Origin of the sequence: Chromobacterium sphagni (assembly GCF_001855575.1) — a bacterium.
In the GTDB taxonomy this organism is placed as follows: domain Bacteria; phylum Pseudomonadota; class Gammaproteobacteria; order Burkholderiales; family Chromobacteriaceae; genus Chromobacterium; species Chromobacterium sphagni.
The window spans coordinates 2,921,661-2,948,645 of sequence record NZ_MKCS01000001.1 but is presented as its reverse complement, the minus strand read 5'-3'; the positions used below and the strand labels follow the sequence as shown (position 1 = coordinate 2,948,645).

Here is a 26,985-nt window from a genome sequence, read left to right as displayed (position 1 = left end):
GTCTCCCGGGCTTAGTAGGTGTGTTCTTCGGACGGGAAGGTCTTGGCCTTCACCGCCTTGACGTAGGCTTCGACAGCGCCCTGGATGCTGCCGGCTTCGTGCATGAAATTCTTGACGAAACGCGCCTTCTTGCCCGGATACACGCCCAGCATGTCGTGCAGCACCAGCACCTGGCCGGACACGTCCACGCCCGCGCCTATGCCTATGGTGGGCGCATTGACGGTTTCGGTGATCTGGCGCGCCAGCGCCGCCGGCACGCACTCCATCACGATCAGGCTGGCGCCGGCCTCCGCCAGCGCCTTGGCGTCGTTCAGAATGCGCTGCGCATCGGCCTCGCTCTTGCCCTGCACGCGGTAGCCGCCGAAAGCGTTGACGAACTGCGGCGTCAGGCCGATGTGCGAGCACACCGGCACGCCGCGCTCCACCAGGAAGCGGGTGGTCTCGGCCATGTAGGCGCCGCCCTCCAGCTTCACCATGTGGGCGCCGGCCTGCAACAGGCGCGAAGCGTGGGCGAAGGCCTGTTGCGGGCTTTGCTGATAGGCGCCGAAAGTCATGTCGCCGAGAATCAGCGCATTTTTGGCGCCGCGCGCCACGCAGCGGATATGGTAGGCCATTTCGTCCTCACTGACCGGCAACGTGGACTCTATGCCTTGCATCACCGGACCCAGTGAATCCCCCACCAGCAGGATCTCGACCCCAGCCTCGTCCAGCAGGCTGGCGAAACTGGCGTCGTAACAGGTCAGCATGGTGATCTTCTGGCCTTCCGCAGCCAGCTTGTGCAAGGTATTGACGGTTATTTTCATTTCTCGACTTCCTCGTGTTCCATCTGCGGCGTCCAGGGGGACGATGCAACCGGGCCCCGGTCAGACGCTCTTGTTGAAATAACTGCGCTGGCCGCGCATTTCTGCAATGCAGCGGATCAATAGATCGAAATCCTCGTCGCCGTCCACCAGGTTGAGGTGATCGGTGTTGACGATCAGCAGCGGCGACGCCTCGTACTGATGGAAAAACTCGCTGTAGCCGGCATGCACGCGCTTGAGATAGCCTTCGGGAAAGTTTACCTCGTACTCCACCGCCCGCGCCGCCACCCTTTGCAGCAGCGTGTCTTCGGATGCCTGCAGATAGATCACCAGATCCGGCACCGGATACTCCGGCAACGACTGCCGCGCCAGCCGCTGGTACAGCGCCAGCTCGTGCTCGTCCAGATTCAGCCGCGCGAACAGCGCGTCCTTCTCGAACAAGAAGTCCGACACCAGCGGCGCGGCCATCCGCTCGCCCTGCAGCATGTTGCGCGCCATGTCGGCGCGCTGCATCAGGAAGCTCAGTTGGGTGGACAGCGCGTGGGCCGGCATATTGCGATAGAAGCGCGGCAGGAAAGGATTGGCCGCCGGGTCTTCCGCTTTCAGCTGCACCCCCCAGTACTGCGCCAGCCGGGCGGCCAGCGAGGATTTCCCCGAGCCTATCGGCCCCTCCACCACCACGTATCGCAATTGACTCATGTTATTCCTGTTTTTCTTGGGGTTCGCCGCCGTCATCCAGCCGCTCCACGCCGGCGCAGTCCAGGCCGACCGCCAGCGCGGCCACGTCGCCGACGCCGGGCAGCATACCGGGCGCGATTTCGGCCAGCGGCACCATCACGAAAGCGCGTTCGCGCATGCGCGGATGAGGCAGCGTCAGCTGCGGCCCTCCCATGATGACATCATCATAATACAAAAGATCAAGATCCAGCACCCTTGGCGCGTTGCGGAAGCTGCGTTCGCGGCCAAAGCGCTGTTCTATGGCGAACAGCTGGTCCAACAAGTCCAGCGGCGGCAACCGGGTGTCCAGCAACGCCACCGCGTTGATGAAGTCGGGCTGATCGGCATAGCCGACCGGCGCCGTGCGATACAGCGAGGAATGGCGCAACAAGGAGGTGCCGGCCAAATGGCCAAGGGCCGCGAGCGCGGCCCTGACCTGTTCCGCCGGTTGCTCCAGATTGCTGCCCAGAGCCACGTAGGCCAGCGTCACTGGGCGCTCTCCCCGCCGCCAGCGTCCCCCTTGCGACTGCTGCTGCGCCGGCGGCGGCGCTTCTTGGCCGGCTCGGCGTCCCCACCCTGCTCCTTGGCCTCGGCGATCAGCCGCTCGCACTCGGCGGCATCGGCGCGCTGGAAGCGCTCCCACCAGCTCACCAGCTGCGGCGTGACTTCGCCAGCCTCGCTGCGCAGCGCCAGGAAGTCGTAGGCGGCGCGGAAGCGCGGCTGCTCCAGGAAGCGGTAGGGACGGGCGCCGCTGCGGCTGTCGAAACGCGCCTGCAGCGTCCAGATCTCGCGCATGGTCACGCCGAAGCGGCGCGGGATGGCGAAATCGTTGTCCTGTTCGGCTTCGACATCGGCAATGGCAGACAGCAATGCCGGCAGGCTCTTCTCGCCAGCGGCGATGCGTTGCTGCCAGCACTGGTTCACCTGGCGCCACAGCAACGTAGCCAGCAGGAAGCCGACCGAAATCGGCTTGTCGGCGCGCAAGCGGGCGTCGGTGCTCTCCAGGCTGAGGCGCAGGAAGGCGTCGTCGTTGCCCTTGTCGTCCATCACCGCGTCCAGCAGCGGGAACACGCCGCGCGCCAGACCCTCGTCACGCAGCTTCTTCAGGCAGGCGTAGGCCTGGCCGGACATCAACAGCTTGAGCATCTCGTCGAACAGACGCGCCGCCGGCTCCTTCTTCAGCAAATGCGCGTGGGCGCGGATCGGCTTCCTGGTGTCTTCGTCGATCTCGAAGCCCAGCTTGGCCGCCAGGCGCACCGCGCGCAGCATCCGCACCGGGTCTTCCTGATAGCGCCGCGCCGGCTGACCTATCATCACCAGTCGTTTGGCGTGCAGGTCCTTGACGCCATTGTGGTAGTCGATGACGGTTTCATCGGACGGATCATAAAACAGCGCGTTGACGGTGAAGTCGCGGCGGTGCGCGTCCTCCTCCTGGCTGCCGAAGCTGTTGTCGGCCATGATGCGGCCGGTTTCATTGGTGTCGTCGACATTGCCGCCGCGGAAGGTGGTCACCTCGATGGTTTCCGGGCCCATCATCACGTGGACGATGCGGAAACGGCGGCCGATGATGCGGGAACGGCGGAACAAGTGGTGCACCTGCTCGGGCGTGGCGTTGGTGGCCACGTCGAAATCCTTGGGTGAAACGCCCAGCATCAGGTCGCGCACCGCGCCGCCCACCACATAGGCGGCGAAGCCGGCCTCCTGCAGCCGGGAGGTGACGCGCAGCGCCGCCTGGCTCAACTGGTCGCGGCGGACGCCGTGCTGGGGCAGCGGAAAGACGCGCGGCTTGTTACGGCGTTTGCTCATGCCGGCCGGCAGGTCCAGTACTTTTCGGATTAGCTTGCGGATCATGTGGAAGATTGTGACTTGGAATGCTGGATTCGCAAGATTAGGGATTCAAGGCCGCGATTATAGCCCGATTCTTTACGGAAAATACACATCCCCGCCCTCCTGCGCCGCAACTTGTTTTAATCGCAACTGTCATTCCGCCCTTCGCCTGCGCGCGGCCCTGCCAAATAAGCATCCAGACATTGCTGCAGATGCGCGCGCAACGCCACCGCCGCCGGCGACAGCATCAAGCGGTGCGGCGTCACCAGATAGAGCGGGGTCTGCTCCGTATCATAGCCTTCCAGCAGCGGCTGCAAGCGTCCGGCGCGCAAATCGGCCAGCACGTCCAGCCTGGACTTGTAGGCGATGCCCAAGCCTGTCAGCGCCCAGTTGCGGACGATCTCGCCGTCGTCGCTGTGCCAGCGCCCATCCACCGTCACCACCTGCCTCTCGCCGTTGCGGAGAAAGCTCCAGCGCTCATGTACCGCCGCACCCAGGATAAAACGCAGGCATGAATGGCGGCGCAGGTCCTGCGGCGCGGCGGGCGCGCCGTGCCGCGCCAGATAATCCGGCGACGCGCACAATACCCGGCGGTTGTCGGGCGCCAGCGGCAAGGCCACCAGCGCCGAATCCTCCGGCACGCCATAGCGCAAGGCCACATCCACCGGCTGGCGATAGAGGTCGGCCACCCGGTCGCTGATCTGCAATTGCAGGCTCAGGCCGGGATGCTGTTGCAGAAAGGCATCCAGCCACGGCCGCAGCAGATTGCGCCCCAGATCGGACGGCATCGACAGCGACAGGCTGCCTGACAGCGCCTGGCGGTCCTGCGCCAAGGCCACGCTGCCAGACTGCAGCGCGTCCAGCGCGGCGCGGGCGTGTTCCAGATAACGCTCCCCCGCCACCGTCAAGCGCAGGCTGCGGGTGGAGCGCGCCAGCAGTTGCGCGCCCACCGCCGCCTCCAGCCGCTTCAACGCCGCGCTGGCCACCGCCGGGCTCAAGTCCAGCTGGCGCGCCGCAGCCGACAGGCTGCCGTTGTCCGCCGCGCGGATGAATACCTGCAAATCGTCGATTCTGACCATTTTTATCAATATTTTTTTGAAACTGATTCGAATTTTAGCTGGATTTTCATAAATGAAAATTGGAATAGCATGTAGTCCATACCGAGGCCGCCATCCCGGCAGCCCGGTCCAGATAGATCCTAGATGAAGGAAACGCCATGAAAGCCATCGCCTACTACCAAAGCCTGCCGATCAGCCATCCGGAAGCGCTGCAAGACGTGCATTTGCCGGAACCCGTCATCGGCGAGCGCGACCTGCTGGTGGAAGTCAAAGCCGTCTCTGTCAATCCAGTGGATGTCAAAGTGCGCGCCAACATGGCGCCGGAGGCCGGCCAGGCCAAGGTGCTGGGCTGGGACGCGGCCGGCGTGGTGAAGGCTGTGGGCGCCAAGGCCAGCCTGTTCCAGGTGGGCGACCGCGTCTGGTACGCCGGCGCCCTGCACCGCCCCGGAGCCAACAGCGAGCTGCACGCGGTGGACGAGCGCATAGTCGGCCGCATGCCGGACAGCCTGGACTTCGAAAGCGCCGCCGCCTTGCCGCTGACCACCATCACCGCCTGGGAACTATTGTTCGACCGCTTGCAGGTGCTGGCCAACGGCGCGCCCAGCGGCAAGAAGCTGCTGATCGTCGGCGCCGCCGGCGGCGTCGGCTCCATCATGCTGCAACTGGCGCGCCAACTGACCGGCCTCACGGTGATAGCCACCGCCTCGCGGCCGGAAACCCAGGCCTGGGTGAAGGATCTGGGCGCGCACCAGGTGATAGACCATCGCCAGCCGCTGAGCCAGGAGCTGAAGCGCATCGGCATGGCCGAGGTGGACTACGTCGCCAGCCTGAATCAGACCGACGCCCACTTCGCCGAGATCGTCGCCGCCCTCGCGCCGCAGGGCAAGCTGGCGCTGATCGACGACCCGGCCGCGCTGGACGTCTCCCAGCTCAAGCGCAAGAGCATCTCGCTGCACTGGGAATTCATGTACACCCGCTCGATGTTCGCCACCGACGACCAGATCGAACAGCACAAGTTGCTGACCGAGCTGGCGCGCCTGGTGGACGCCGGCATCGTCCGCAGCACCGCGGCGGAACGCTTCGGCGCCATCAACGCCGCCAATCTCAAGCGCGCCCACGCGCTGCTGGAAAGTAACGCCGCCAAGGGCAAGATCGTGCTCAGCGGTTTCTGAGCCGAGGCAAACCGCAAGCTACGCCGCAAACCGCAGTCGGCTGCGGTTTTTTCTGTCCCGAATGGAAACCGGATGACCTCCCCTCACCTGACCCTGATCACGATAGACCTGTCCTTCCATCACGCCAGCGCCGCCGCAGTGGCGGCCATGCTGGAAAAACACGGCGTGGCCGTCAGCGAATGGCGCGTGCCGCACGAGCGGGCGTTCGAGCTGCTGGCCAGCGGCGAAGGCGACCTGCTGTGCTGCGCCTGGCTGCCGGGCAGCCATGGCCGCTACCTGGCGCCGATGGCGGATGAAGTGGAAAAACTGGCCGTCCTCTACACCCCGTACGCACTATGGGCCGTGCCCGGCTACGTGCCGGCGGAGTCGGTGGCGGAAATCGCCGACCTGAAAAAACCGGAGGTCGCCGCGCGCATGCTGAAGAAGATACAGGGCATCAACCCAGGCGCCGGCATCAGCCGCTTTTCGCGCGAAATCATCGCCCATTACGGCCTGGAACAAGCCGGCTACCACTTCGAAAACGGCAGCCAGGAAGACTGCGCGCGCGCCTTCGAAAAACGCGGCGGCACAACGCGACTGGCTAGTGGTGCCGCTGTGGCAACCCCAGTTCCTGCACTGGCAGCACGATATCCGCGAGCTGGCCGATCCCGCCGGCCTGTTGCGCGGCAAGGACGAGGCGACGCTGTTGATCCGCAAAGCCGCGCAGGAACGCCTGCCCGCCTCGGCCGCCGCCGAGCTGCACGCCCTGCGGCTGGGCAACCGGACCCTAACCTGGCTGGACCATCTGGTATCGCGCCGGGGCCTGGCGCCGCGCCACGCCGCCCGGCAATGGCTGCAGCCGCCATCCTGATGTTCGCCGGCAAGGCGCAGCCTTTTCCCCTCGCGACAATATTCAACAAAGCGACATTATTCCGCCCCATCCATCAACCCAGTAGACATACAGCCCAAATCCATAGAGCATACGGGGTTCAGCCCCATGCGCCGGCTCATTGACACCGCCGCAGGGGAAGAAATCAGGAAAGCCGCCGACCCCGCCTCCTGGCCGGCGACGTTCCGCACATCCAGGAGCACGCCGTGTATTGCAAATCGAGTCCCAGCAGCGGGGATAGTCCCGTTCCGCATCGCAAATCGCAGGCTCCCTTACGGCGCGGAGCGGCCACAATCGCCATCACGCTGGCGCTGGCCGGCTGCGCCGTCGGTCCCGACTTCAAGTCGCCGGCGCTGCCGCAAGCCGCCAACGGTCCCTACACCGAATCCCCGCTGCCGGCGGCCACCGCATCGGCCCGCGGCGAGCATGTCGGCCCGGCCGGGACCAGCCAGCGCCTGGCAAGCGGCCAGCCGTTGCCGGAGCAATGGTGGACACTATTTCGTTCCGACCAGCTGGACCGGTTGATCCGCGCCGCGCTGCAGCACAATCCCACGCTGGACGCCGCCCAGGCGGCGTTGACCCAGGCGCGGGAAAACTACAACGCCGCCGCCGGCTCCACCTATTATCCGGCCGTTAACGCCCAACTGGGCGGCGGTCGCCAGCGCGCCATCCTCACCGGCACCACGCCCAACGAATTCAATGTCTACAACGCCACCGTCAACGTGTCGTACACACTGGACCTGTTCGGCGGCGAGCGCCGCCAACTGGAAAGCCTGATGGCTGCGGCGGAATACCAGCGCTTCCAGACCGAGGCCGCCTATCAGACCCTGATCGCCAACGTGGTGACCAGCGCGGTGCAGGAGGCCTCGCTGCGCGGCCAGCTGCAGGCCACCCAGGAATTGCTCAAGGCGCAGGAGGAACAGCTGCGCATCGTGGACAAGCAGGTGACGCTGGGCGCCCAGCCGCGCTCCGCGGCGCTGACCCAGGGCACGCTGGTGGCGCAGACCCGCGCCCAGCTGCCGCCGCTGGACAAGGCGCTGGCGCAGACCCGCCACCAACTGGCGGTATTCGTCGGTCGCTTCCCAGGGGAAACCGGCCTGCCGGAATTCCAGCTCGACTCTCTGCAACTGCCGGCCGAACTGCCGATCTCCCTGCCGTCGGCGCTGGCGCGCCAGCGGCCCGACATCCGCGCCAGCGAGGCATTGCTGCACCAGGCCAGCGCCAACGTGGGCGTGGCCACCGCCAACCAGTATCCGCAGATCACCCTCAGCGGCAACTACGGCACTCAGCACACCGTGCTGCCGGGCATGGACATAGGCAATACGCTGTGGGGCCTGAGCGCCGGCCTGACCCAGCCGCTGTTCAACGGCGGCGCGCTCAGCGCCAAGCGCCGCGCGGCGGAAGCCGCCTACCAACAGGCGGAGGCACAATACCGCTCCACGGTGCTGAAGGCCTTCCAGAACGTGGCGGACAGCTTGCGGGCGATAGACGCGGACGCGACGGCGCTGAAAGCCCAGGCCGACGCCGAAGCCCAGGCGCGCGAGTCGCTGGAGGTTCATACCCGCCAGTACAGGCTCGGCGGCATCAGCTACCTGTCGCTGCTGGACGCCCAGCGCAGCTATCAGCAGGCGCGCATCGGGCTGATCCAGGCCCAGGCCACCCGCTACAGCGATACCGCGGCGCTGTTCCTGGCGCTGGGAGGGGGCTGGTGGCGCCATCCGGCCGTCGAGGACAAGACGCCCGAAGGCTGACCGGCCGCAACAGACACACATCGCGCAAGCCGCCGCAAGCCGCGGCGGCTTCAGGACAACAGAATCCGAATTGCCATCATAGAGAAGACGAATCATGACCAAGCGAATGTTGATCATGCTGGGCTGCGTAGTGCTGCTGATTGCGGCGCTGGGCGTGGGCTTTTTCCTCCACATCCAGAAACTGATCGCCAGCTCGCCCAAGCCGGGCCCGCAAACCGTGTCCACCACCATCGCCAAGACGCAGGAGTGGCAGCCGCAGCTCAGTTCGGTCGGCACCCTGACCGCGGTTCACGGCGTGGACATCAGCAGCGAAGTCGCCGGCCAGGTGCGCACCATAGCGTTCAAATCCGGCCAGGACGTCAGGGCGGGCGAAGTGCTGGTGCAATTGAACGCCGATTCCGACATCGCCCAGCAGCACTCGCTGCAGGCGGCTGCCGACCTGGCGGCCGTCACCCTCAAGCGCGACCGCGCGCAACTGGCGGTGCAAGGCGTGAGCCAGGCCCAAGTCGATGGCGACGAGGCCGACCTGAAGAGCAAGAAAGCCCTGGTGGCGCAACAGGCGGCGCTGGTGGCCAAGAAGACCATACGCGCGCCGTTCGCCGGGCGGCTGGGCATCACCACCGTCAATCCGGGCCAGTTCCTCAACCCCGGCGACAAGATCGTCACCTTGCAGACGATTGATCCGGTCTATGTCGACTTCAACCTGCCGCAACGCCAGATCGGCCAGGTGCGGATCGGTCAAAGCGTGTTCCTGCGCAGCGACGCCTTCGGCAGCGAGGTATTCCACGGCAAGATCAACGCCGTCAGCCCCAAGATCGATCCGGCCACCCGCAATGTGCAGGTGGAAGCCACCATCGCCAACCCCAAGCGCAAGCTGCTGCCGGGCATGTTCGCCAACACCACCATCGACGTAGGCAGCAAGCAACGCCACCTGACGCTGCCGCAAACCGCCATCACCTACAACCCGTACGGTTCGACCGTTTTCATCGTCAAGCAGGGCAAGAAAGGACCCGAGGCGCAGCAGGCCTTCGTCACCACCGGCGACACCCGCGGCGACCAGGTAGCCATCCTCACCGGTCTGAAGGAAGGCCAGGAAGTGGTAACCAGCGGCCAGCTGAAACTGAAGAGCGGCACCCCGGTCACCGTCAACAACTCGGTGCAGCCAGCCAACGACCCGAATCCGACGCCGCAAGAACACTGAGGCCGAGACATGAACTTTACCGACATCTTCATCAGGCGGCCGGTGCTGGCCACCACGGTGAGCCTGCTCATCGTGGTGCTGGGCCTGCGCTCGCTGTTCGGCCTGCCGGTCAACCAGTATCCGCGCACGCAGAACGCGGTGGTGACCATCTCCACCGCCTACTACGGCGCCGACGCCAAGACCATGGCCGGCTTCATCACCCAGCCGCTGGAATCCGCCATCGCCCAGGCGCAGGGAATCGACTACCTGTCGTCAACCAGTTCCAGCGGCGTGTCCACCATCACCGCCACGCTGCGGCTGAACTACGACGCCAACCGCGCGCTGACCGAGATCAACACTCAGGTCAACTCGGTGAAGAACCAGTTGCCGGCGCAGGCGCAGCAGCCGGTGCTGACAGTGCAGACCGGCCAGACCACCGACGCGATGTATATGGGTTTCTACAGCGACACGCTGCCGACCAACAACGTCACCGACTATCTGGTGCGGGTGGTCAAACCCAAGCTGGATTCGGTGCCGGGGGTGCAGACCGCCGAAATCCTCGGCGCGCGCCAGTTCGCGCTGCGCGCCTGGCTGGACTCGGCAAAGATGGCGGCGCACGGCGTCACCGCGGCCGACGTCAGCGCCGCGCTGGCCAACAACAACACCCTGACCGCGCTGGGCGCCAGCAAGGGACAGATGGTGACCATCCCGCTCACCGCCGGCACCGACCTGCATTCGGTGGACGAATTCAAGAAACTGGCGGTCAAGCACAACGGCGACGCCATCGTGCGGCTTGAGGACGTGGCCACGGTGACGCTGGGTTCGGAAAACTACGACTTCAACGTTGCCTTCAGCGGCGTGCGCTCGGTGTTCATCGGCATCAAGGTGGCGCCGGAAGCCAACATCCTCGATGTGGCCGACCGCGTGCGCACGGTGTTCCCGTCCGTCCAGCAGCAGTTGCCCACCGGCCTGACCGGGCAGATCGTCTATGACTCCACCGACTTCATCAACACCTCCATCCACGAGGTGGTGAAGACGCTGCTGGAGGCGCTGGTGATCGTGACCGTGGTGATCTTCCTGTTCCTGGGCAGCTTCCGCGCGGTGGTGGTGCCGGTGATCGCGATGCCGCTGTCGCTGATCGGCACCTTCTTCATCATGCTGATGCTGGGCTACTCCATCAACCTCCTGACCCTGCTGGCGCTGGTGCTGGCCATCGGCCTGGTGGTGGACGACGCCATCATCGTGGTGGAGAACGTCGACCGCCACATGCGGGAAGGCATGTCGCCACTCCAGGCCGCCATCACCGCCGCGCGCGAGCTGGGCGGCCCCATCCTGGCGATGACGGTGGTGCTGGTCGCGGTGTACGTGCCGATCGGCTTCCAGGGCGGCCTCACCGGCGCGCTGTTCACCGAATTCGCCTTTACGCTGGCGGCCGCGGTCACGGTGTCCGGCGTGGTGGCGCTGACGCTGTCGCCGATGATGTGCTCGCGCTTCTTCCGTCCCGACCAGGACAGCGGACGCTTCGTGCAGGCCATCGACCACACCTTCGAACGCGTGCGCCACCGCTACCAGCGCATGCTGCACGGCCTGCTCGACACCTGGCCGGTTCTGATCGTGATGGGCGTGATCCTGATCGCGGTGCTGGCGCTGATGTTCAAGATGTCCAAATCCGAATTGGCGCCGGAAGAAGACCAGGGCATCGTGCTGTCGCAGGTGGTGGGCGCGCCCACCGCCACCGCCGACCAGATGCAGACCTACGCCGACCAGGTGTTCCAGGTGGGCAAGAGCATGCCGGAATACAAGCAGATGTTCCAGATCACCGGCGTGCCCACCACCAATGCTGGCATAGGCGGCGTGCTGTTCAAGGAATGGGACCAGCGCAAGCGCAACGCGCACGAAATCCAGCTGGACCTGCAGGCGCGCTGGAACAAGATCGCCGGCGCGCGGGTGGCGGCCTTCCAGTTTCCGTCGCTGCCGGGCGCCTCCGGCCTGCCGGTGCAGTTCGTGATCACCACCACCGAGCCGTTCGAAAACCTCAACCAGGTGGCGGCACAGGTGATGGACAAGGCGCGCGCCTCCGGCAAGTTCTACTTCATCGACGCCGACCTCAAGATCGATAAGCCGCAGGCGACGGTGGACGTGGACCGCGATAAGATCACCGCGCTGGGGCTGACCCAGCAGGACGTCGGCAACGCGCTGTCCGCTGCGCTGGGCGGCGGCTACGTCAACTACTTCTCCATTGAGGGCCGCTCCTACAAGGTGATCCCGCAGGTGCTGCAGACTGACCGCCTCAATCCGTCGCAACTGCTCGACTACTACATCAAGACGCCCAACAACGGCGTGATCCCGGTCAGCACGGTGGCCAAGCTGAAATACGACGTGGTGCCGGAATCGATCAATCGCTTCCAGCAGCTCAATTCGGTGACCATCTCCGGCGTGGCCGGCGTGTCGCAGGGCGAAGTGCTGCAGTTCATGCGCGAAGCCGTGCAACAGGTGGCGCCCAGCGGCTACACCGTCGACTACTCCGGCCAGTCGCGCCAGTTCATGCAGGAGTCCGGCGGCTTCCTGCTGACCATGATGTTCGCGGTGATCATCGTATTCCTGGCGCTGGCGGCGCTGTTCGAAAGCTTCCGCGACCCGGTGGTGATCCTGGTGTCGGTGCCGCTGGCGCTGTTCGGCGCGATGATCTTCATCTTCCTCGGCTTCTCTTCGCTCAACATCTACACCGAAGTGGGGCTGGTGACGCTGATGGGCCTGATCAGCAAGCACGGCATCCTGATCGTGGAAGTAGCCAACGAGTTGCGCAAGACCGGCCTGTCCAAGCGCGAAGCCATCGAGCAAGCGGCGTCCATCCGGCTGCGTCCGATCCTGATGACTACCGCGGCGATGGTGTTCGGCGTGATCCCGTTGGTGATCGCCTCCGGCGCCGGCGCCGCGGGCCGCTACGCGATGGGCCTGGTGATCTTCACCGGTCTGTCCATCGGCACGCTATTCACCCTGTTCGTGGTGCCGGCGATGTACATGTTCCTGGCTTCCAAGCGCGCGCACGCGGAAGAAGCCGGCGAGGCCAAGCTGGAAAGCCCGCACACCCACTGAGCGGCTTTTGGTCAAAAACAACGGGCAGCCCGATTCGGGCTGCCCGTTTTTCAGTTGCGCCGCCCCGCGCGGCTGCCGCCGCGCTGACTCCAGGCAGAACGTCCGCACCAGGGATACCAGCTCGTCAGGCTTCCAACGCGTGGCGGATGGCCGCGGCAATCTGCTCCAGCAGAATATCCAGCGTCAGTTCGCCATCCGGGATGGTGGAATGGCCGCAACCGCCATAATTGGACATCACCACCGTGCATCGATTGGCAAAACGCTGCGCGCGTGGCTTAAATTGCCCTGCGCATCGATGCTGGTGCCATGCACCAAGACTAGTGAGCGAGCGGCGCCGCAGGCCGCATCGTCCACCGAAGCGCCGGCAGCCTGAATGCTCATTCACAATCTCAACCCATGACCGGCGCGTGGAGCAGGCAGATCAAGAACCTGAAATCAATGCGAGAAACCAAAGTAAGATGGCTAACATGTCATTATCACATCGTCGCCGCGGCACCCATTTCATATGACTGGCCATCCGCCGAGAAGCATTGCCAAATGGATATTCACCTATAGCCAAACCCGTCCATGCAATGCGCGGCCAACCGGCATCCCATCCCGCGCCGGCTCACAACTTAACGGAAAGCAATTGAGCAGATGAAGCAATGCATCGATACCAGCCAAATCAGCGGCCTGATCCTGGCCGGCGGCCAAGGTTCGCGGATGGCCGGGCAGGACAAGGGCTGGCTGGAGTTGGCCGGCCTGCCGCTGATCGTGCGGGTGCGTGCGCGGCTGCAGCCACAGGTGGGAGAGTTGCTGATCAGCGCCAACCGCAACCTGCCGCGCTACGCGGCTTTCGGCCGGACCGTGCCGGATGCGGCGGAGTTTGCCGGTTGCGGACCGCTGGCGGGGCTTGAAGCCGGCCTGTCGGTCTGCGCCACAGACTGGCTGGTGGTGGCGCCGTGCGACCTGCCCTTCCTGCCGGACGATCTGGCGGCAAGGCTGCTGGCGCCGCTGTTGCGGGGAGAGGCGAAATTGAGCGCGGCCGGCTGCGCCGGACGGCAGCACCCGGCGTGCATGGCGCTATCGGTGGAATTGCTGGCCGATTTGCGCGCCTATCTGCGCGCCGGCGGTCGCAAGGTAAGGGAATGGCAAGCTGGCGTCGGCGCGCTGGAAGTGGGTTTCCACGATGCGCCGGAAGCCTTCCACAACCTCAACACCCCGGACGAGCTGGCCGCCGCGGTCGCTTACGCCAGCCAGTGGCGCCAGTCGTAATAGGCCACCCGCTCGCCATCGGCCACCTGGCGCTCCGCAGGCAGCCTGGCCAGCCCGGACGACCCCGGCAGCGCGCTGATGATGCCGGCAGCCTGGCGGCCGTGCGGCGTCAACTGCGCTTCGCCGTCCGCATCAAGTTGCAGGCTCACCCGCAGGAAATCCTCGCGGCCGCAGTCCTTGCGCTGCGCGCCGCTTGCCAGCCGCAGCCGGCTCACCGGCGGAAAGCACTCGCTCCGCCCCTGCAGGCGGCGGATCAACGGCGTCACCAGCAAGGCGAACACCACATAGGCCGACACCGGATTGCCCGGCAAACACACCACCGGGGTGCGTCCCAGCCGGGTCAGCGCCACCGGCTTGCCCGGCTTCATCCTCACCTTCCACAGGTCCAGCTCGGCGCCCAGCGACGCCAGCGCCGGCTTGACCAGATCGCGCTCGCCCACCGACACCCCGCCCACGCTCAGCACCAGGTCGCAGTCGCGGCCCAGCTCGGCGAAAGCCCGGCGCAAATCGTCCGCGTCGTCGCGCGCATGGCGGCACGCCGCCACCTGCGCGCCCATGCCGGCCGCCAGCGCCGCCAGCATCGCGCCGTTGCTGTTGTAGATCTGCTGCGGCGCGCGCGCGCCGCCCGGCGCGGCCAACTCGTCGCCAGTGGTCAAGATTCCCACCTTCACGCGCTGGAACACCTGCGCTTCGGCCAGGCCTTGCGAAGCCAGCAGGGCGATATGACCGGGGCCGAGCACGCAGCCGGCCTCCAGCAGAACCGAGCCTGCGGCCACATCCTCGCCGCGGCGGCGGATATGCTGGCCAGGCAGCGGCTGGCGGTTGATTCTCACCCGACCGCCAGCCTCATCGGCATCTTCCTGCATCGCCACCGCATCCGCTCCGGCCGGCAGCAGGCTGCCGGTGAACAGGCGGATGGCCTGCCCCGGCAGCAAAGCCTGCGGCGCTTCACCGGCATAGCAGCGCTGCTGCACCGGCAGCGCGACGCCCGGAGCGACATCCGCGCAGCGCAGAGCATAGCCGTCCATCGCGCTGTTGTCGGCCGGCGGCATTTCCAGTTCCGCCGTCAGCGTCCGCGCCAACACCCGTCCCGGCGCCTCGCCCAGCGGAACCATCCCGCTATGCGCCAAGGGCTGCGCGTAATCGGCCAGATAGCGCTGCGCGTCTTCGAAATCCAGCATCAGCCCTCCTCCTTGCGGCGGAAGGCGCTGGCGAAGTTGCAGGGGCGGTAGCGGCTATCCAACTGCTCGCGCAGTATCTTGTCCCAGGCCAGCTCGCAGGCCTGCTCGGCGCCGGGCAGGCAGAAGATCAGCGTGCGGTTGGCCATGCCGGCCAGCGCGCGCGACTGCAGCGCCGAGCTGCCCACCTGCGCCAGCGACACATGGCGGTACAGCTCGCCGAAGCCGTCTATCTGTTTGTCCAGCAGCGGCATCACCGCCTCCGGCACCGAGTTGCGCGGCGAAAAGCCGGTGCCGCCGTTGATGAGGACCACCTGCACCTCGTCCTCGGCGATCCACTCGCTGAGCACGCGGCGGATCTGATAGATATTGTCGGCGACGATGCCGCGCCGGGCGCAGACATGGCCGTCCTGCCGCAGTTTTTCCGCCAGCAGGTCGCCGGTGCCGTCGTTGTCGGGCGTGCGGCGGTCGCTTACCGTCAGCACCGCGCAACGCAAGGAAACCGCCTGTACGTCGTTCATTTTGATGGCCCTCCTGAAAGTGTCGCCTGGCCTCAGCCGGCGGTGTATTCGACAAAGCCGTTCTCGCGGCAGAAGCTGGCCAGAGACATACCGGCCTGGCGCGCGATATCTATAGCCAGCGAGGTGGGCGCCGAAATGGTAGCCAGCAGCGGAATGCCCATCCTGGCCGCCTTGCGCACCAGCTCGTAGCTGGCGCGGCTGGACATGAAGACGAAGCCGTCGTCCATCGCCGCGCCTTGCAAGGCCAGATGGCCGATCAGCTTGTCCATCGCATTATGGCGGCCCACGTCCTCAAATGCCTGCAGCACTGCGCCGTCCGGCCCACACCACGCCGCCGCGTGCACGCCGCCGGTGGCCTGCATCAGGCGTTGATGGTCCGCCAGCTCGCGCGCCGCGCGGGCGATGATGTCGGCGCTGGCGGCCATCCGCCGCGCCGGCGCGACGGGTTCCGGCGCCAGGTCCAGCAACGCCAGGCTTTCAATGCCGCAAACGCCGCAGCCGGTGCGTCCCTCCAGCGAGCGCCGCCTGTCCTTCAGCCGCAGAAACGCCGGCTGGGCGATTTCCAGCCGCACCTCCGCGCCGTTGCCGTGGAATTCGGCCTCGATGTCGAAAATCTCGCCGCGCCGCGCGACGATGCCCTCAGTCAGCGCGAAGCCCGCCGCCAGCGCCATCAGGTCGCAAGGGCTGGCCATCATCACCGCATGGGAGATGCCGTTGAACACCAGCGCCACCGGCACCTCCTCCGCCACCTGGTCGGCGTCGACGCGGCGCGCGCCGTCCCGGTGGCGCGTCACCTCGCACTGGATAAAGCCGGCCCGGCCATCCGTTTCCTGTTCCCGCATCCCGTCCTCCCCACGCTCCCGGCGTTCACGCCGCGCCGCAATCCGCCTACACTACACGGCCCCGCCCCACTGCCGGACCGGAAAACCGCCATGAACCCACCCCAGCCCGACCAGATCGATCCCGCCATCGCCGCCCTGTTGGCGCAATTGTGGCGCGCCGCCCAATCCGGCGCGCAAGCCTGGTCGCTGCCGCGCTTGAGCAAGCAGTCCGGTCTGCGCATGAGCACGCTGCGGCGCTGCTTGACGCTGCTGATCGAGCTGGAGTTGGCCGCCGTGGAGCTGGATGGCGACGGTCGCGGCCGCGCCTGGCTCAGCGCCGACGGCCTAGTCTTGTGCCGCCAGTTGTTCGCGCCGGACGCCGGCGCCGAAGGCTGACATTATCGCCCCCAGCCGGCCGGCGGCGCCAGCCACCATCCTACAGGACACTCCCGCCAAGCGGCCGCATGCTTTATCCTTGCTCTTCTCGACGCCGGGCGCTGCCTTGCCCAGCCTTCCCCATCCAATCGCCAGGAGCCTGTTTCAGCATGGACCATTTCAAGACCAAGGGACGCATCGAACCCTACACGCCGCCGGCTGGCGGCCTGGGCTCGCTGAAAAGCACCACCGTCAGCCTGGTCAAGGAAAAAGTCCCGGGCAGCCGCTACAAGACGCTGTTCCGCCAGAACCAGCCGGACGGCTTCGACTGCCCCGGCTGCGCCTGGCCCGACCGCGAGCACACCTCCACCTTCGAATTCTGCGAAAACGGCGTCAAGGCGGTGGCGGCGGAGGCCACCGGCAAGAAGATAGGCGCCGAATTCTTCGCCCGCCACACGGTGACAGAGCTGTTGGCGCAGTCCGACTACGAACTGGAGCAGCACGGCCGGCTGACCGAACCACTGGCATACGATCGGGCCAGCGACCGCTATCTGCCCATTTCCTGGAGCGACGCCTTCGCGCTGACCGCGCGCCACCTGCGGGCGCTGCCGCACCCGGACCAAGCCTCGTTCTACACTTCCGGCCGCACCAGCAACGAGACCGCCTTCCTGTTCCAGCTGTTCGTGCGCATGTACGGCACCAACAACTTCCCGGACTGCTCCAACCTGTGCCACGAATCCACCAGCCGCGCTTTGCCGGCGACAGTGGGCGTGGGCAAGGCCACGGTGATCCTCGACGACTTCGAGCACGCCGACACCGTATTGGTGTTCGGCCAGAATCCGGCCACCAACCATCCGCGCATGTTGAACGAGCTGCGCGAATGCGCCAAGCGCGGCGCGGCCATCGTCTCCATCAATCCGCTGAAGGAGCGCGGCCTGGAGCGCTTCGCCAGCCCGCAGCACCCGCTGGACCTGGTGGGCGGCGGCGTCGCCATCAGCTCGATGTTCATCCGCCCGACGCTGGGCGGCGACTTCGCGCTGATCAAGGGCGTAGCCAAGCGGGTGCTGGAACTGGACGACGCGGCCGTCGCCGCCGGCGCGGAGCGGGTGCTGGACACAGCCTTCCTGGCCGAGCACTGCAGCGGCTTCGACGCCTTCGCCGCCGACCTGCGCGGCGAGAGCTGGCAGGCGCTGGCGGCGGACTCCGGCGTGCCCTGGAGCGACATCGACGCGCTGGCGCAGACGTACGCGCGCGGCAAGGCGGTGATCGCCACCTGGGGCATGGGCCTGACCCAGCACAAGAATTCGGTGGCGGCGATACAGATGCTGTCCAACCTGATGATGATGCGCGGCAACATCGGCAAGCGCGGCGCCGGCCTGTGCCCGGTCCGCGGCCACTCCAATGTGCAAGGCGACCGCACCGTCGGCATCGAGGACAAGCCCAGCCAGACCTTCCTCGACCGGCTGCGCGACGTCTACGGCTTCGAGCCGCCTCGCAAGCACGGCCTGGACGCGGTGGACACCATCGCCGCGATGCGCGACGGCCGGGTCAAGGTGTTCGTCGGCCTGGGCGGCAACTTCGCCATGGCCACGCCGGACACCCCGCTGACCTTCGAGGCGCTGCGAAACTGCGCGCTGACGGTGCAGATTTCCACCAAGCTCAACCGCAGCCATCTGATACACGGCAAAGAAGCGCTGATCCTGCCGACGCTGGGCCGCACCGAGATAGACATGCAGAAGAGCGGTCCGCAAGGCGTGACGGTGGAGGACTCGATGTGCATGGTGCACTTGTCTTACGGTATCAATCCGCCGGCCTCCCGCGCGCTCCTGTCGGAAACCGCCATCGTCGCCGGCATCGCACAGGCCGTGCTGGGCAGCGAGAGGACGGACTGGCTGGCTTATGTCGACGACTACGCGCGTATCCGCGACGAGATCGCCAAGGTGCTGGACGCCTTTCACGACTTCAACGCCCGCGTAGCCAAGCCCGGCGGCTTCCACCTGACCCCAGCCTCGCGCGAGCGCCGCTGGCTGACGCCAAGCGGCAAGGCGCAGTTCATCGTCCACCCGCTGGAGAAGGACACGCCCATCCGCCGCGCCCGCGCGCTGCACGGCGACCGGCTGATGGTGCTGATGACCGCCCGCTCGCACGACCAGTACAACACCACCATCTACGCGATGGACGACCGCTACCGCGGCGTCTACGGCCAGCGCCGGGTGCTGTTCATCCACCGCGAAGACCTCGCGCTGCAAGGCTTCGCCGCCGGCGACTGGGTGGACATCTTCACGGTGTGGAACGACGGCATCGAGCGGCGCGCCGACGGCTTCTTGCTGGTGGAGTACGACATCCCGCGCGGCTGCCTGGGCGCCTACTTCCCGGAAACCAACCCGCTGATCCCGCTGGACAGCGTGGCCGACATCTCCAACACCCCCACCTCCAAATCGGTGCCGGTGCTGCTGCGGCGCGCCGCCGCCGTCTGACGCCGATAAGCGGCCGGCGCTCAGCCGGCCGCCACCAGCCCCCGGACAATCTCGATCGCGTCGCCGAACTGCAGGCGCTGCACGCAGATGGCCACCTGGCGCATCCGCGCCTCGCTCTCGCCCAGATCCAGGGCAAGCAATTCGTCGACCAGATCGATCACCGCCAGGTTGTTGTCCTCCAGCAAGGCCAGCACGTCCGTCAACCGCTCCCGCTCCATCCGGCCCGAGCCAGCCGCCGGCGCGGTCGGAAAGTCTTCCGGCAACGACCCCGCCAATTGGCTGGCGCTACTGTCGGCCAACTGGGCCAAACCCCGCAACTGGTCGCGCAGCCATCCGTCCGACAGCCGCTCGGGACCGCCCGCGCGCACCAGCTGCGACATCTCCGCCACCTGCCGTCCCAGCGCCGCCGCCCCCATGGTGGCCGCCATGCCCTTGAGCGCATGCAGGCTGGCCAGCAGCGCCTGCCAGGCGCCATCCTCGGTCTGCCGGGCCATGTCGGCCAGCAGCCGTTCGCACTCCGGACGGAACGTCGCCAGCGCCGCGCGGTAGACCTTGGGCTTGTTGCCAAAGCGCCTGAGCCGGGAAGGCAGCGCTTCGATCATCGCCTCCGCCTCGGTCTCCTCGCTTGCCCCGGGCGCCTGCGCGTCCGGACCCGGCCGGCGGCCAAGAGCCAACAGCTTGGCCACCAGCTCGTCGATGTCTATCGGCTTGCCGACATGATCGTCCATACCGGCGGCCAGGCATTCCTCGCGGTCCGCCCTGGACGCGTTGGCCGTCATCGCCAGGATGGGCTGCGCCTGGCAGCGCGGGTCGGCGCGCAGGCGGCGCGTCGCCTCCAGTCCGTCGATATCCGGCATCTGCACATCCATGATCACCACGTCGTAGGCCGGTTCGGCCGCGCTGGCCAGCGCCACTCCCTGCAGACCGCCCTCCGCCAGCGCCACCTCCGCCCCCTCCTCGCGCAACAGCTCGACGGCCACTTGCCGGTTCAGCGCGTTATCCTCCACCAGCAGCACCCGCATCCCCTTCAGCCGCTGGGCTTGCGAGCGCGGCGCCGCCTCGCAGCAGTCGTTGTCCGCGCCGGCCACCGCCCGGCAGATCGAATCCACCAGTTGCTGCGGCGTGACCGGCTTGGTCAGCACATCGCAGAACGGCGCCTGCGGCTGCTGGGCGATGCCCGCCAGCACCTCGCGGCCGAACGCGGTGACCATCACGATGACCGGCGCATGTCTCGGCGCGGTTTCCTGCCGCACCCGCCGCGCCACCGCCACGCCATCCAGTCCGGGCATGCGCCAATCCATCAGCACCACATCGTAGCGCTGGCCGCGGTCGATGGCGTCGCGCACGCGGGCGATCGCCTCTTCGCCGCCGCTGACGTAGTCGGCCCGCCACCCCACCATAACAATGGAATCCACCAGGATTTCCCCCGCCAGCGGATTGTCGTCCACCACCAGCACCCGCATGTCGGCATGCGGCGAGACCGACGCCAGCGGCGCCTCGCCGGTCAGGCCGAACGTCAACTCGAACCAGAAACGGCTGCCGCGTCCCGGCCGGCTCTCCACCCGCAGGCTGCCGCCCATCAGTTCGATCAGCCGTTTGCTGATCACCAGCCCCAGGCCGGTGCCGCCGAAGCGGCGGGTGGTGGACGCCTCCGCCTGGGAGAACCCTTCGAAGATGCGGTCCAGCTGTTCCCGGCTGATGCCGATGCCGGTGTCGCGGACCTCGAAACAGAGGGTGACATCCCCAGCGCCGCGCCGCAGCTCGCTCAAACTGACCACCACTTGGCCCGACGCGGTGAACTTCAGCGCGTTGCCGGCCAGATTGATCAGGATCTGCTGCAGCCGCAGCCGGTCGCCATACAGCATGGAAGGCAGGCTAGGGTCGATCTGGAACAACACTTCGACGTCCTTCTCGCCATGGTTGCCAGACAGCACCACCGCCAGGTCGCGCATCAGGCTTTCCAGGTCGAAGGGATGCGGATCCAGTTGCAGCCTGCCGGCATCGATCTTGGAAAAGTCCAGGATATCGTTGAGCAGGCCCAACAGGGATTTGGCCGCCGCCTGGGTCTTCTCCACGTAGTCGCGCTGGCGCATGTCCAGCCGCGTGCGCTGCATCAGTTGCAGCAGGCCCAGCACCGCGTTCATCGGCGTGCGTATCTCATGGCTCATATTGGCCAGGAATTGGCTTTTGGCGATGCTGGCCTGCTCCGCCTGCCGCTTGGTCTCCAGCAGCTTGGTCTCGTACGCCTGGCGCTCGGTGATATCCAGGCAGATGCCGGTCACCCTCAGCGCGCGCCCTTCGTCGTCGCGCTCTATCTGCGCATCCGCCTGCACCTGGCGAATCTGGCCATTCGGGCGCACCACGCGGAAAACGGCGTCGTATGCGCCGCCGCCGGCCAGCGCCGCTCTCAAGCTCGCCTCCACGTCCCGCACATCCTCGGGATGGACCCGGTCGCGCCAGTGCTGATAGCGCAAGCCCAGTTGCTCCAGTTCCTGCGGCTGCCCGTAGATCTCGAACATCTTGCGGTTCCAGCTGACCTGATCGTCGTCCGGCGACCAGCTCCATACACCGAGCTGCGCCGCCTCCACCGCCATTTGCAGTTGGTCGCGGGCCACCATCAGCTCCCTCTGCTGCCGATGCTGGGCGGTGATGTCGACGGCGATGCCCAGATAGCCGTTGATCCGCCCCCCATCGTCGCGCATGGCGGTCACCACCAGCGACACCTTCAGGTGCGAACCGTCCTTGCGCACATAGGTCCACTCGCGGCGATCCATCCCGGCGACTTCCGGTTCGTGGATGAAAATGTGGAAGCCTTCTATCAGTTGGCCGTACTGTTCGCTCAGCACCCGGCCGTGGGCGGCGATCTCATCGGCCAGATGAAAACGCTCCGGCGTGCCGATGCCCACCATTTCGTCCGCCGTGTAACCCAGCATGCGCTCGGCGCCGCTATTGAACAGAGTGATCAGGCCATTGACATCGGTGGCGATGATCGAAACCTCCGACGCGGCGCTCAGCACATTGCGCAACAGCAGATTGACGCGGCCCAGCTCGGCGTCGGCCCGCCGGCGCTCGGTGGCATCTATGCTCAGCGCCACGCAGCGCCCTACCCGGCCATCGCCGTCGATCTGCGGAGCGATCACCGTATCGAGCCAGCGCAGGCCGCCAGCGCGGGAGCGGGCGCATATCTCTCCGCGCCAGACCTCGCCGCCGCGCACCGTCCGCCACAGCTCCTGCCAGAAAGAGGGCGGCTCGGCGCCGCCGTCCAGCCATTGCAGCTCCCGGCCCAACAGCATCTCGCGCGGATAGCCGTGGCTGCGGCAGAACAGGTCGTTGACCTCCAGCAGCCGGCCGTCGGCATCGGTCACCGAATACAGCAGCTGGCGGTTGATGGTGCTCAGCAACAGCTCCATCTCCTGGCGCGCGCGCGCCTGGCGGTTGCGGCTCTCCACCAGTTCGGACACATCGTGCACCACAGAATAGAAGCCCCGCACCTTGTCGTCGACGATATCCGGCAGATAATGCGTAAGGGTATCGCGCATCCTGCCGTCCGGCCCGCGAATCCGCCGTTCGAAGGTTTGCGGCTCTCCGCGCAGCGCCGCCTCGGCAAAAGGCAAACTGGTCTGATACAGCTCGGCGCCGAGCAGCTCCAGCAATGAACAGCCGGGCAGCTTGTCGGCGGCGGCGCCGAACCAGTCCCGGTAGGCGCGGTTGGCCACCCGGTTGATCTGCTCGCAATCCCAGTAGCCGATCAGCGACGGCACCGCGTCCAGCACCACCCGCAGCGTATGCTTGGTCTGGTCCAGCTCGGCGGCGCGCTCGGCCGCCAGTTCCTCCAGGCGGCTGTTCAAGCCATGCAGTTGGGCCTCCACCTGCTTCTGCCGGCTGATGTCGCGCGCCACCGTCGAGGCGCCAATCACCTTGCCGGCGGCGTTGAAGATCGGGGACACGGAAACCGATACGTCAAGCAGGCTGCCGTCCTTGCGCCGCCAGCGCGTCTCGAAATGCTCGACCAACTCGCCCCGCCCGACACTGCCCAGAACATCCGGCACCCTGGGCCGCTCATCCTCCGGCACCACCAGTTGCTCCAGCGGCCGGCCGACGGCCTCAAGCGCGGCATGGCCGAGCATCCGCTCCGCGCTGCGGTTCCAGCTGGTCACCACGCCATCCAGCGTCTTGCTGATGATGGCGTCGACCGACCCCTCCACGATGGTGGCCAGCCGCGCCTGCGTCGCCGCCAGTTGCCCGCGGCGCTGATAGCTGCGCAGCCAGACAAACGCCAGCAGGGCGCCGACCAGGCTCAGGAACATCCCAGCCAGGGCCGCAGTCTCCGGCCGCGGCAGCTGCATCCGGGCGGCGAAGCCGGGATAGGCCCGCAGCGTCAGCTGCCAGCGGCGCCCCAGCACCGACCGGTATTCGGAATAGGCGGCGATCTCGCCGCCGGCCGGCGCCGCGCTGTCGTACACCGCGACGGGGGCGGCCGGATTGGTGACATCCTTCAACTCCACCCTAACGCCGCCCTGCTCCCGCTCCAGTCCCTGCATCACGTCCTTCATGTGCAGTGGCGCGTTCACCCAGCCGAATCCCTGCACCAGCCTGGCGGCCTCGGTAGGCGGCACGACGCCGTCGCGATAGACCGCCAGCAGGATGACGAACAGCGGATCGTTCGCGGCAGGCCGCTGCGTCAGGCTGATAGGCGCGCTCATCACGATCTGGCCGCTGCGCAATGCCAGCTCGGCAGCCTCGCGGCGGTTGGCCTCGGAGGCAATGTCCAGCCCGATCGCGCGCCGGTTGCGCGGCTCCGGTTCGATATATAGGATGACATTGCGCTCGCCCTGGTGCGGCTGCAGTTGCCGGATGCGAAAATCGGGCATGCCGTCGCGCCGGGCCTGCCGCTCGAACTCGGCGATCTGCTGCGGCGGCACCCGGCGGACGAAACCGAAGCCCTGCGCGCCGGGAAATTCGGTGGCGATATCCCCGCCCTGGCTGTATTTGCGGAACAGTTCGCGGCTGAGGCCATTTTCGCCTGCGGTCATCACCACGCCGCGCACCGCCTTCAGGCCGAACTGGTAGCGCTGGATGCGGGACTCCACCATCCTGGCCATGCGCTGGGTCGCATCCCGCACGCCATTTTGGACATCCTCGGCGTTATGGCGCGCAAGCCGCCAGCACACCAGAGCGCTCAACGCCGCCCCAGCCAGCAGAACCAGCAAGGACCAGCCCAGCGCGGACGAGAACCGGCCGCGATGATTTGCCTGAAGACCCGAATATCCATCCACCGCACGACCCCCTCGTAGAAACAGCTGCCGCCCGGGCATGCCCGGAGCCCTCAGAGCGACCCGCCCGCCAGATGCTGGACGTCGTTCCGCAGCCAGCCCTCCATCTCCGCCACCGGCATCGGCCTGCCATACAGGAAGCCCTGCATTACGCTGCAGCCCATCTTGAGCAGCTCCCGCTCCTGCTCCGCGGTCTCCACCCCCTCCGCCACCAACCGCAATCCCAGTCCGTTCGCCATGCTGATGATGGCGGAGATGATGGCGGTGTTGCTCTTGTCGCCTATCATGTCGCGGACGAAGCTCTGGTCTATCTTGAGCACGTCGATCGGAAATTGCTTGAGGTAGGCCAGATTGGAATAGCCAGTGCCGAAATCGTCGACGGCGATGGAAACGCCCAGGCCGCGCAGCCCGGTCAGGACCTCCATGGTCTGCGCGACATTGGCCGCCAGCACGCCCTCGGTGATCTCCAGCTCCAGCAATTCCGGGGCGATGCCGGTTTCGGCAAGCACGCTGCGCACCGTATCGCTGAAGCCGCCGTCGGCGATCTGCACCGCCGAGACATTGACCGCGATGCGCAAAGGGCGGCCGGCGTCATACCACCGCTTGCCGTCGAGGCAGGCCTGGCGCAGGATGAAGCGTCCCAGCGGCACGATCAGCCCGGTCTCCTCGGCCAGCGGAATGAAATGGCCGGGCGAGATGATATCGCCATTGTCGTCGCGCCAGCGCATCAGCGCCTCCACCCCGACCACGGCCGCGCCCGTCACATCCACCTTGGGCTGGTAGTAGGCCTGGAATCCGCCCTGCTCCGCACCCATGCGGATGTGCCTTTCCAGCGCTTGGCGCGTCAGCAGCGCCTCCTCGATCTCGGCCGAGAAGAAGCGATAGCGGTTGCGCCCATCCTCCTTGGCCTGGTACATCGCGGCATCGGCGTGCCGGTACAGCTCCTCCTGATCCTTGCTGTCGTCCGGATACAGGCTGACGCCTATGCTGACCGACAGGTCGAAGCGCCCTTCCGCCAGCTGGTACGGTTCGGAAACCGCCTTCAACAGCCGGTTGGCGAAAGCGCCCAGTTGTTCGATGCTGGCCGGGTCCGGCATCAGGATGATGAACTCGTCGCCCCCCTGCCGGCTGATGGTGTCGCCGGAGCGCACCGCCCGCTGCAGCCGCCTGGCCACCTCCTGCAGCAGGTGGTCGCCGATGGAGTGCCCGACCGAATCATTGATCACCTTGAAATAATCCAGGTCCAGGATGAACAGGCCCAGCCGCTCGCCGCTGTTCTCGGCCTGCTGCAGCGCCTGCTGCGTCCGGTCCTGCAGCAGCGTGCGGTTGGGCAGATTGGTCAGTGCGTCATGGTGCGCCAGGTGCATCATCTTGACCGCCAGCGCGCGCGCTTCGCGGACATCGTGGAACACGATGATGGCGCCGGTCAGCTGGCCGGCGTGATCCAGGATAGGCGCGGCGGAATCCTCCACCTCCAGCACTCGGCCGTCGCGGCGCAGCAGCGCGCGGTCCAGCGTCATGCCGACGGTGCGCCGCTCGGCCAACACCAGCCGCACCGGATTGCCTACCGTCCGGCCGGAATCGCTGGCTTGCAGCGGCATGATCCTCTCGATAGGCTCGCCTATCGCCTCTTTCGCCAGCCAGCCGGTCATTTCCTCGGCGATGGGGTTCAGAAAAGTGACGCAACCGGCCGGATCGGTGGCGATGACCGCGTCGCCTATCGAATTGAGCGTAATGCGGATGCGTTCCTTCTCATCGCGCAGCGCCTGCTCGGCGCGCTTGCGCTCGGTGACGTCGGTGATCAGCATCAGGCAGCCGGGCCGCCCACCGGGCTGCGGCCGATGCACCAGCGCCACCTGGCCGTGCAGCACGCAGCCGTCGCGCCGGGTCAGACTCAGGTCGAACGATGGACTGTCGCCGCCCAGCGCATCGAGCAGCAGAGGCTCCAGCGCGGCAAAATTGGCCTCGCCCAGCACCGCGCGCGCAGACATGCCGCGCATGGCGTCGGCGTCGATGCCGAACCAGTGTCCGGCCTCATCGTTGGCGAACTCGTTGCATAGGTCGGCGTTCCAGTAAGCGACGAAGGCGGGCAGGCGCTGCAGCACGTCGGCCAGATCCCGCTGCGCGGCCGCCAGTTGCCGGGTTTTGGACTGCAAGGCCAACTGCGTCTGTATCCTCGCGCGCGCCACCGGCACGTTCAACGGCTTGTGCAGGAAATCCACTCCGCCGATATTGAGCGCATGCAGCTCGTGGACATCCTGATCGTGAGAGGTAACGAAGATCACCGGTACATCGCTCAGCTGCGGCGTGGCCTTGATCGCCTGGCACACCGCGTAGCCATCCATGCCTGGCATTTCGATATCCAGCAGGATCAGGTCGGGAACGACCCGCAACGCCATCTCCAGCGCCGCCTGGCCGCTGGTGGCGAAGCGCACCTCGCCCAGGTCGCGGACAGCCTCGCGGATCACATGGATATTGCTCGCCATGTCATCGACGATGAGAATGCGGGCCTGCTCGTGCGGCGGATCGTTGAACATCCGGCTTCCTTTTACGGTTGCACCGATGCGGAATAAAACGATGGGCGCCCGGAACGGCATACGACTCAGCGCCAGCCAAG

19 protein-coding genes are annotated in these 26,985 nt (G+C 66.5%); 8 read left to right on the top strand and 11 right to left on the bottom strand.

Annotation, left to right across the window (positions count from 1 at the left end; genetic code table 11):
* Nucleotides 1–11 precede the first annotated feature (11 nt).
* The 5 genes from panB to BI347_RS13730 all read right to left on the bottom strand — a co-directional run bounded on the left by panB (nucleotide 12) and on the right by BI347_RS13730 (nucleotide 4,423).
* Nucleotides 12–803, bottom strand: a complete 792-nt coding sequence (panB, locus tag BI347_RS13750) for a 3-methyl-2-oxobutanoate hydroxymethyltransferase (protein WP_071112998.1) — start codon at nucleotides 801–803, stop codon at nucleotides 12–14.
* Between the two features lie 60 nt (nucleotides 804–863).
* Nucleotides 864–1,499 carry a deoxynucleoside kinase gene (locus BI347_RS13745; RefSeq protein WP_071116105.1) on the bottom strand — a complete coding sequence of 212 codons (636 nt, stop codon included), beginning with the start codon at nucleotides 1,497–1,499 and terminating at the stop codon, nucleotides 864–866.
* Nucleotide 1,500: 1 nt separating this feature from the next.
* Nucleotides 1,501–2,007 carry a 2-amino-4-hydroxy-6-hydroxymethyldihydropteridine diphosphokinase gene (folK, locus tag BI347_RS13740; RefSeq protein ID WP_071116104.1) on the bottom strand — a complete coding sequence of 169 codons (507 nt, stop codon included), beginning with the start codon at nucleotides 2,005–2,007 and terminating at the stop codon, nucleotides 1,501–1,503.
* The gene (pcnB, locus tag BI347_RS13735) at nucleotides 2,004–3,368 is read right to left on the bottom strand and encodes a polynucleotide adenylyltransferase PcnB (protein WP_071116103.1); all 1,365 of its coding nucleotides are present in this window, start codon (nucleotides 3,366–3,368) and stop codon (nucleotides 2,004–2,006) included. The genes folK and pcnB overlap by 4 nt, the downstream gene beginning before the upstream one ends.
* A gap of 116 nt (nucleotides 3,369–3,484) precedes the next feature.
* On the bottom strand, nucleotides 3,485–4,423 hold the full coding sequence (locus BI347_RS13730; protein ID WP_071116102.1) for a LysR family transcriptional regulator: 939 nt from the start codon (nucleotides 4,421–4,423) through the stop codon (nucleotides 3,485–3,487).
* Nucleotides 4,424–4,560: 137 nt separating this feature from the next.
* Between BI347_RS13730 and BI347_RS13725 the strand changes: the two genes are divergently transcribed.
* The 5 genes from BI347_RS13725 to BI347_RS13705 all read left to right on the top strand — a co-directional run bounded on the left by BI347_RS13725 (nucleotide 4,561) and on the right by BI347_RS13705 (nucleotide 12,469).
* Nucleotides 4,561–5,574 (top strand): zinc-binding alcohol dehydrogenase family protein, encoded by a 1,014-nt coding sequence (locus tag BI347_RS13725; protein ID WP_071116101.1) that lies wholly within the window; start codon nucleotides 4,561–4,563, stop codon nucleotides 5,572–5,574.
* A gap of 72 nt (nucleotides 5,575–5,646) precedes the next feature.
* Nucleotides 5,647–6,567, top strand: a complete 921-nt coding sequence (locus BI347_RS25100) for a glycine betaine ABC transporter substrate-binding protein (protein ID WP_204378043.1) — start codon at nucleotides 5,647–5,649, stop codon at nucleotides 6,565–6,567.
* Between the two features lie 81 nt (nucleotides 6,568–6,648).
* Entirely contained in the window at nucleotides 6,649–8,193 is a 1,545-nt protein-coding gene (locus BI347_RS13715; RefSeq protein WP_083338872.1) for an efflux transporter outer membrane subunit, read from the top strand.
* Between the two features lie 94 nt (nucleotides 8,194–8,287).
* Nucleotides 8,288–9,394 carry an efflux RND transporter periplasmic adaptor subunit gene (locus BI347_RS13710; protein WP_071116100.1) on the top strand — a complete coding sequence of 369 codons (1,107 nt, stop codon included), beginning with the start codon at nucleotides 8,288–8,290 and terminating at the stop codon, nucleotides 9,392–9,394.
* Nucleotides 9,395–9,403: 9 nt separating this feature from the next.
* The gene (locus tag BI347_RS13705; protein WP_071116099.1) at nucleotides 9,404–12,469 is read left to right on the top strand and encodes an efflux RND transporter permease subunit; all 3,066 of its coding nucleotides are present in this window, start codon (nucleotides 9,404–9,406) and stop codon (nucleotides 12,467–12,469) included.
* Between the two features lie 234 nt (nucleotides 12,470–12,703).
* Here BI347_RS13705 and BI347_RS23985 read toward each other — a convergent pair whose 3' ends face one another.
* Nucleotides 12,704–12,850, bottom strand: a complete 147-nt coding sequence (locus BI347_RS23985) for a hypothetical protein (RefSeq protein WP_158020791.1) — start codon at nucleotides 12,848–12,850, stop codon at nucleotides 12,704–12,706.
* A 255-nt stretch (nucleotides 12,851–13,105) separates the two neighbouring features.
* Here BI347_RS23985 and mobA point away from each other — a divergent pair, with 255 nt between their 5' ends.
* On the top strand, nucleotides 13,106–13,723 hold the full coding sequence (gene mobA / locus BI347_RS13700) for a molybdenum cofactor guanylyltransferase MobA (protein ID WP_071116098.1): 618 nt from the start codon (nucleotides 13,106–13,108) through the stop codon (nucleotides 13,721–13,723).
* On the opposite strand, the gene BI347_RS13695 is transcribed toward mobA, so the two are convergent.
* Genes BI347_RS13695 through fdhD form a run of 3 tightly spaced genes read right to left on the bottom strand, consistent with a single transcriptional unit; the run spans nucleotide 13,696 to nucleotide 16,264 of the window.
* Nucleotides 13,696–14,904 carry a molybdopterin molybdotransferase MoeA gene (locus tag BI347_RS13695; protein WP_071116097.1) on the bottom strand — a complete coding sequence of 403 codons (1,209 nt, stop codon included), beginning with the start codon at nucleotides 14,902–14,904 and terminating at the stop codon, nucleotides 13,696–13,698. The two genes, mobA and BI347_RS13695, sit on opposite strands and share 28 nt — an antisense overlap.
* Nucleotides 14,904–15,422, bottom strand: a complete 519-nt coding sequence (gene moaB / locus BI347_RS13690) for a molybdenum cofactor biosynthesis protein B (RefSeq protein ID WP_071116096.1) — start codon at nucleotides 15,420–15,422, stop codon at nucleotides 14,904–14,906. Before moaB ends, BI347_RS13695 begins: the two co-directional genes overlap by 1 nt.
* 32 nt (nucleotides 15,423–15,454) lie before the next feature.
* On the bottom strand, nucleotides 15,455–16,264 hold the full coding sequence (fdhD, locus tag BI347_RS13685) for a formate dehydrogenase accessory sulfurtransferase FdhD (protein WP_071116095.1): 810 nt from the start codon (nucleotides 16,262–16,264) through the stop codon (nucleotides 15,455–15,457).
* Between the two features lie 90 nt (nucleotides 16,265–16,354).
* Between fdhD and BI347_RS13680 the strand changes: the two genes are divergently transcribed.
* Together BI347_RS13680 and BI347_RS13675 are read left to right on the top strand one after the other, a co-directional pair.
* A complete protein-coding gene (locus BI347_RS13680; RefSeq protein ID WP_071116094.1) occupies nucleotides 16,355–16,639 on the top strand; it encodes a hypothetical protein in 285 nt (94 codons plus the stop codon).
* Nucleotides 16,640–16,788: 149 nt separating this feature from the next.
* Nucleotides 16,789–19,095, top strand: coding sequence for an FdhF/YdeP family oxidoreductase (locus BI347_RS13675; protein ID WP_071116093.1), 2,307 nt, complete (start codon nucleotides 16,789–16,791; stop codon nucleotides 19,093–19,095).
* Nucleotides 19,096–19,115: 20 nt separating this feature from the next.
* Here BI347_RS13675 and BI347_RS13670 read toward each other — a convergent pair whose 3' ends face one another.
* Nucleotides 19,116–24,305, bottom strand: a complete 5,190-nt coding sequence (locus tag BI347_RS13670) for a PAS domain S-box protein (RefSeq protein ID WP_071116092.1) — start codon at nucleotides 24,303–24,305, stop codon at nucleotides 19,116–19,118.
* A 116-nt stretch (nucleotides 24,306–24,421) separates the two neighbouring features.
* Complete coding sequence (locus tag BI347_RS13665; protein WP_071116091.1) at nucleotides 24,422–26,905, bottom strand: two-component system response regulator; 2,484 nt, start codon at nucleotides 26,903–26,905, stop codon at nucleotides 24,422–24,424.
* Nucleotides 26,906–26,985 lie beyond the last annotated feature (80 nt).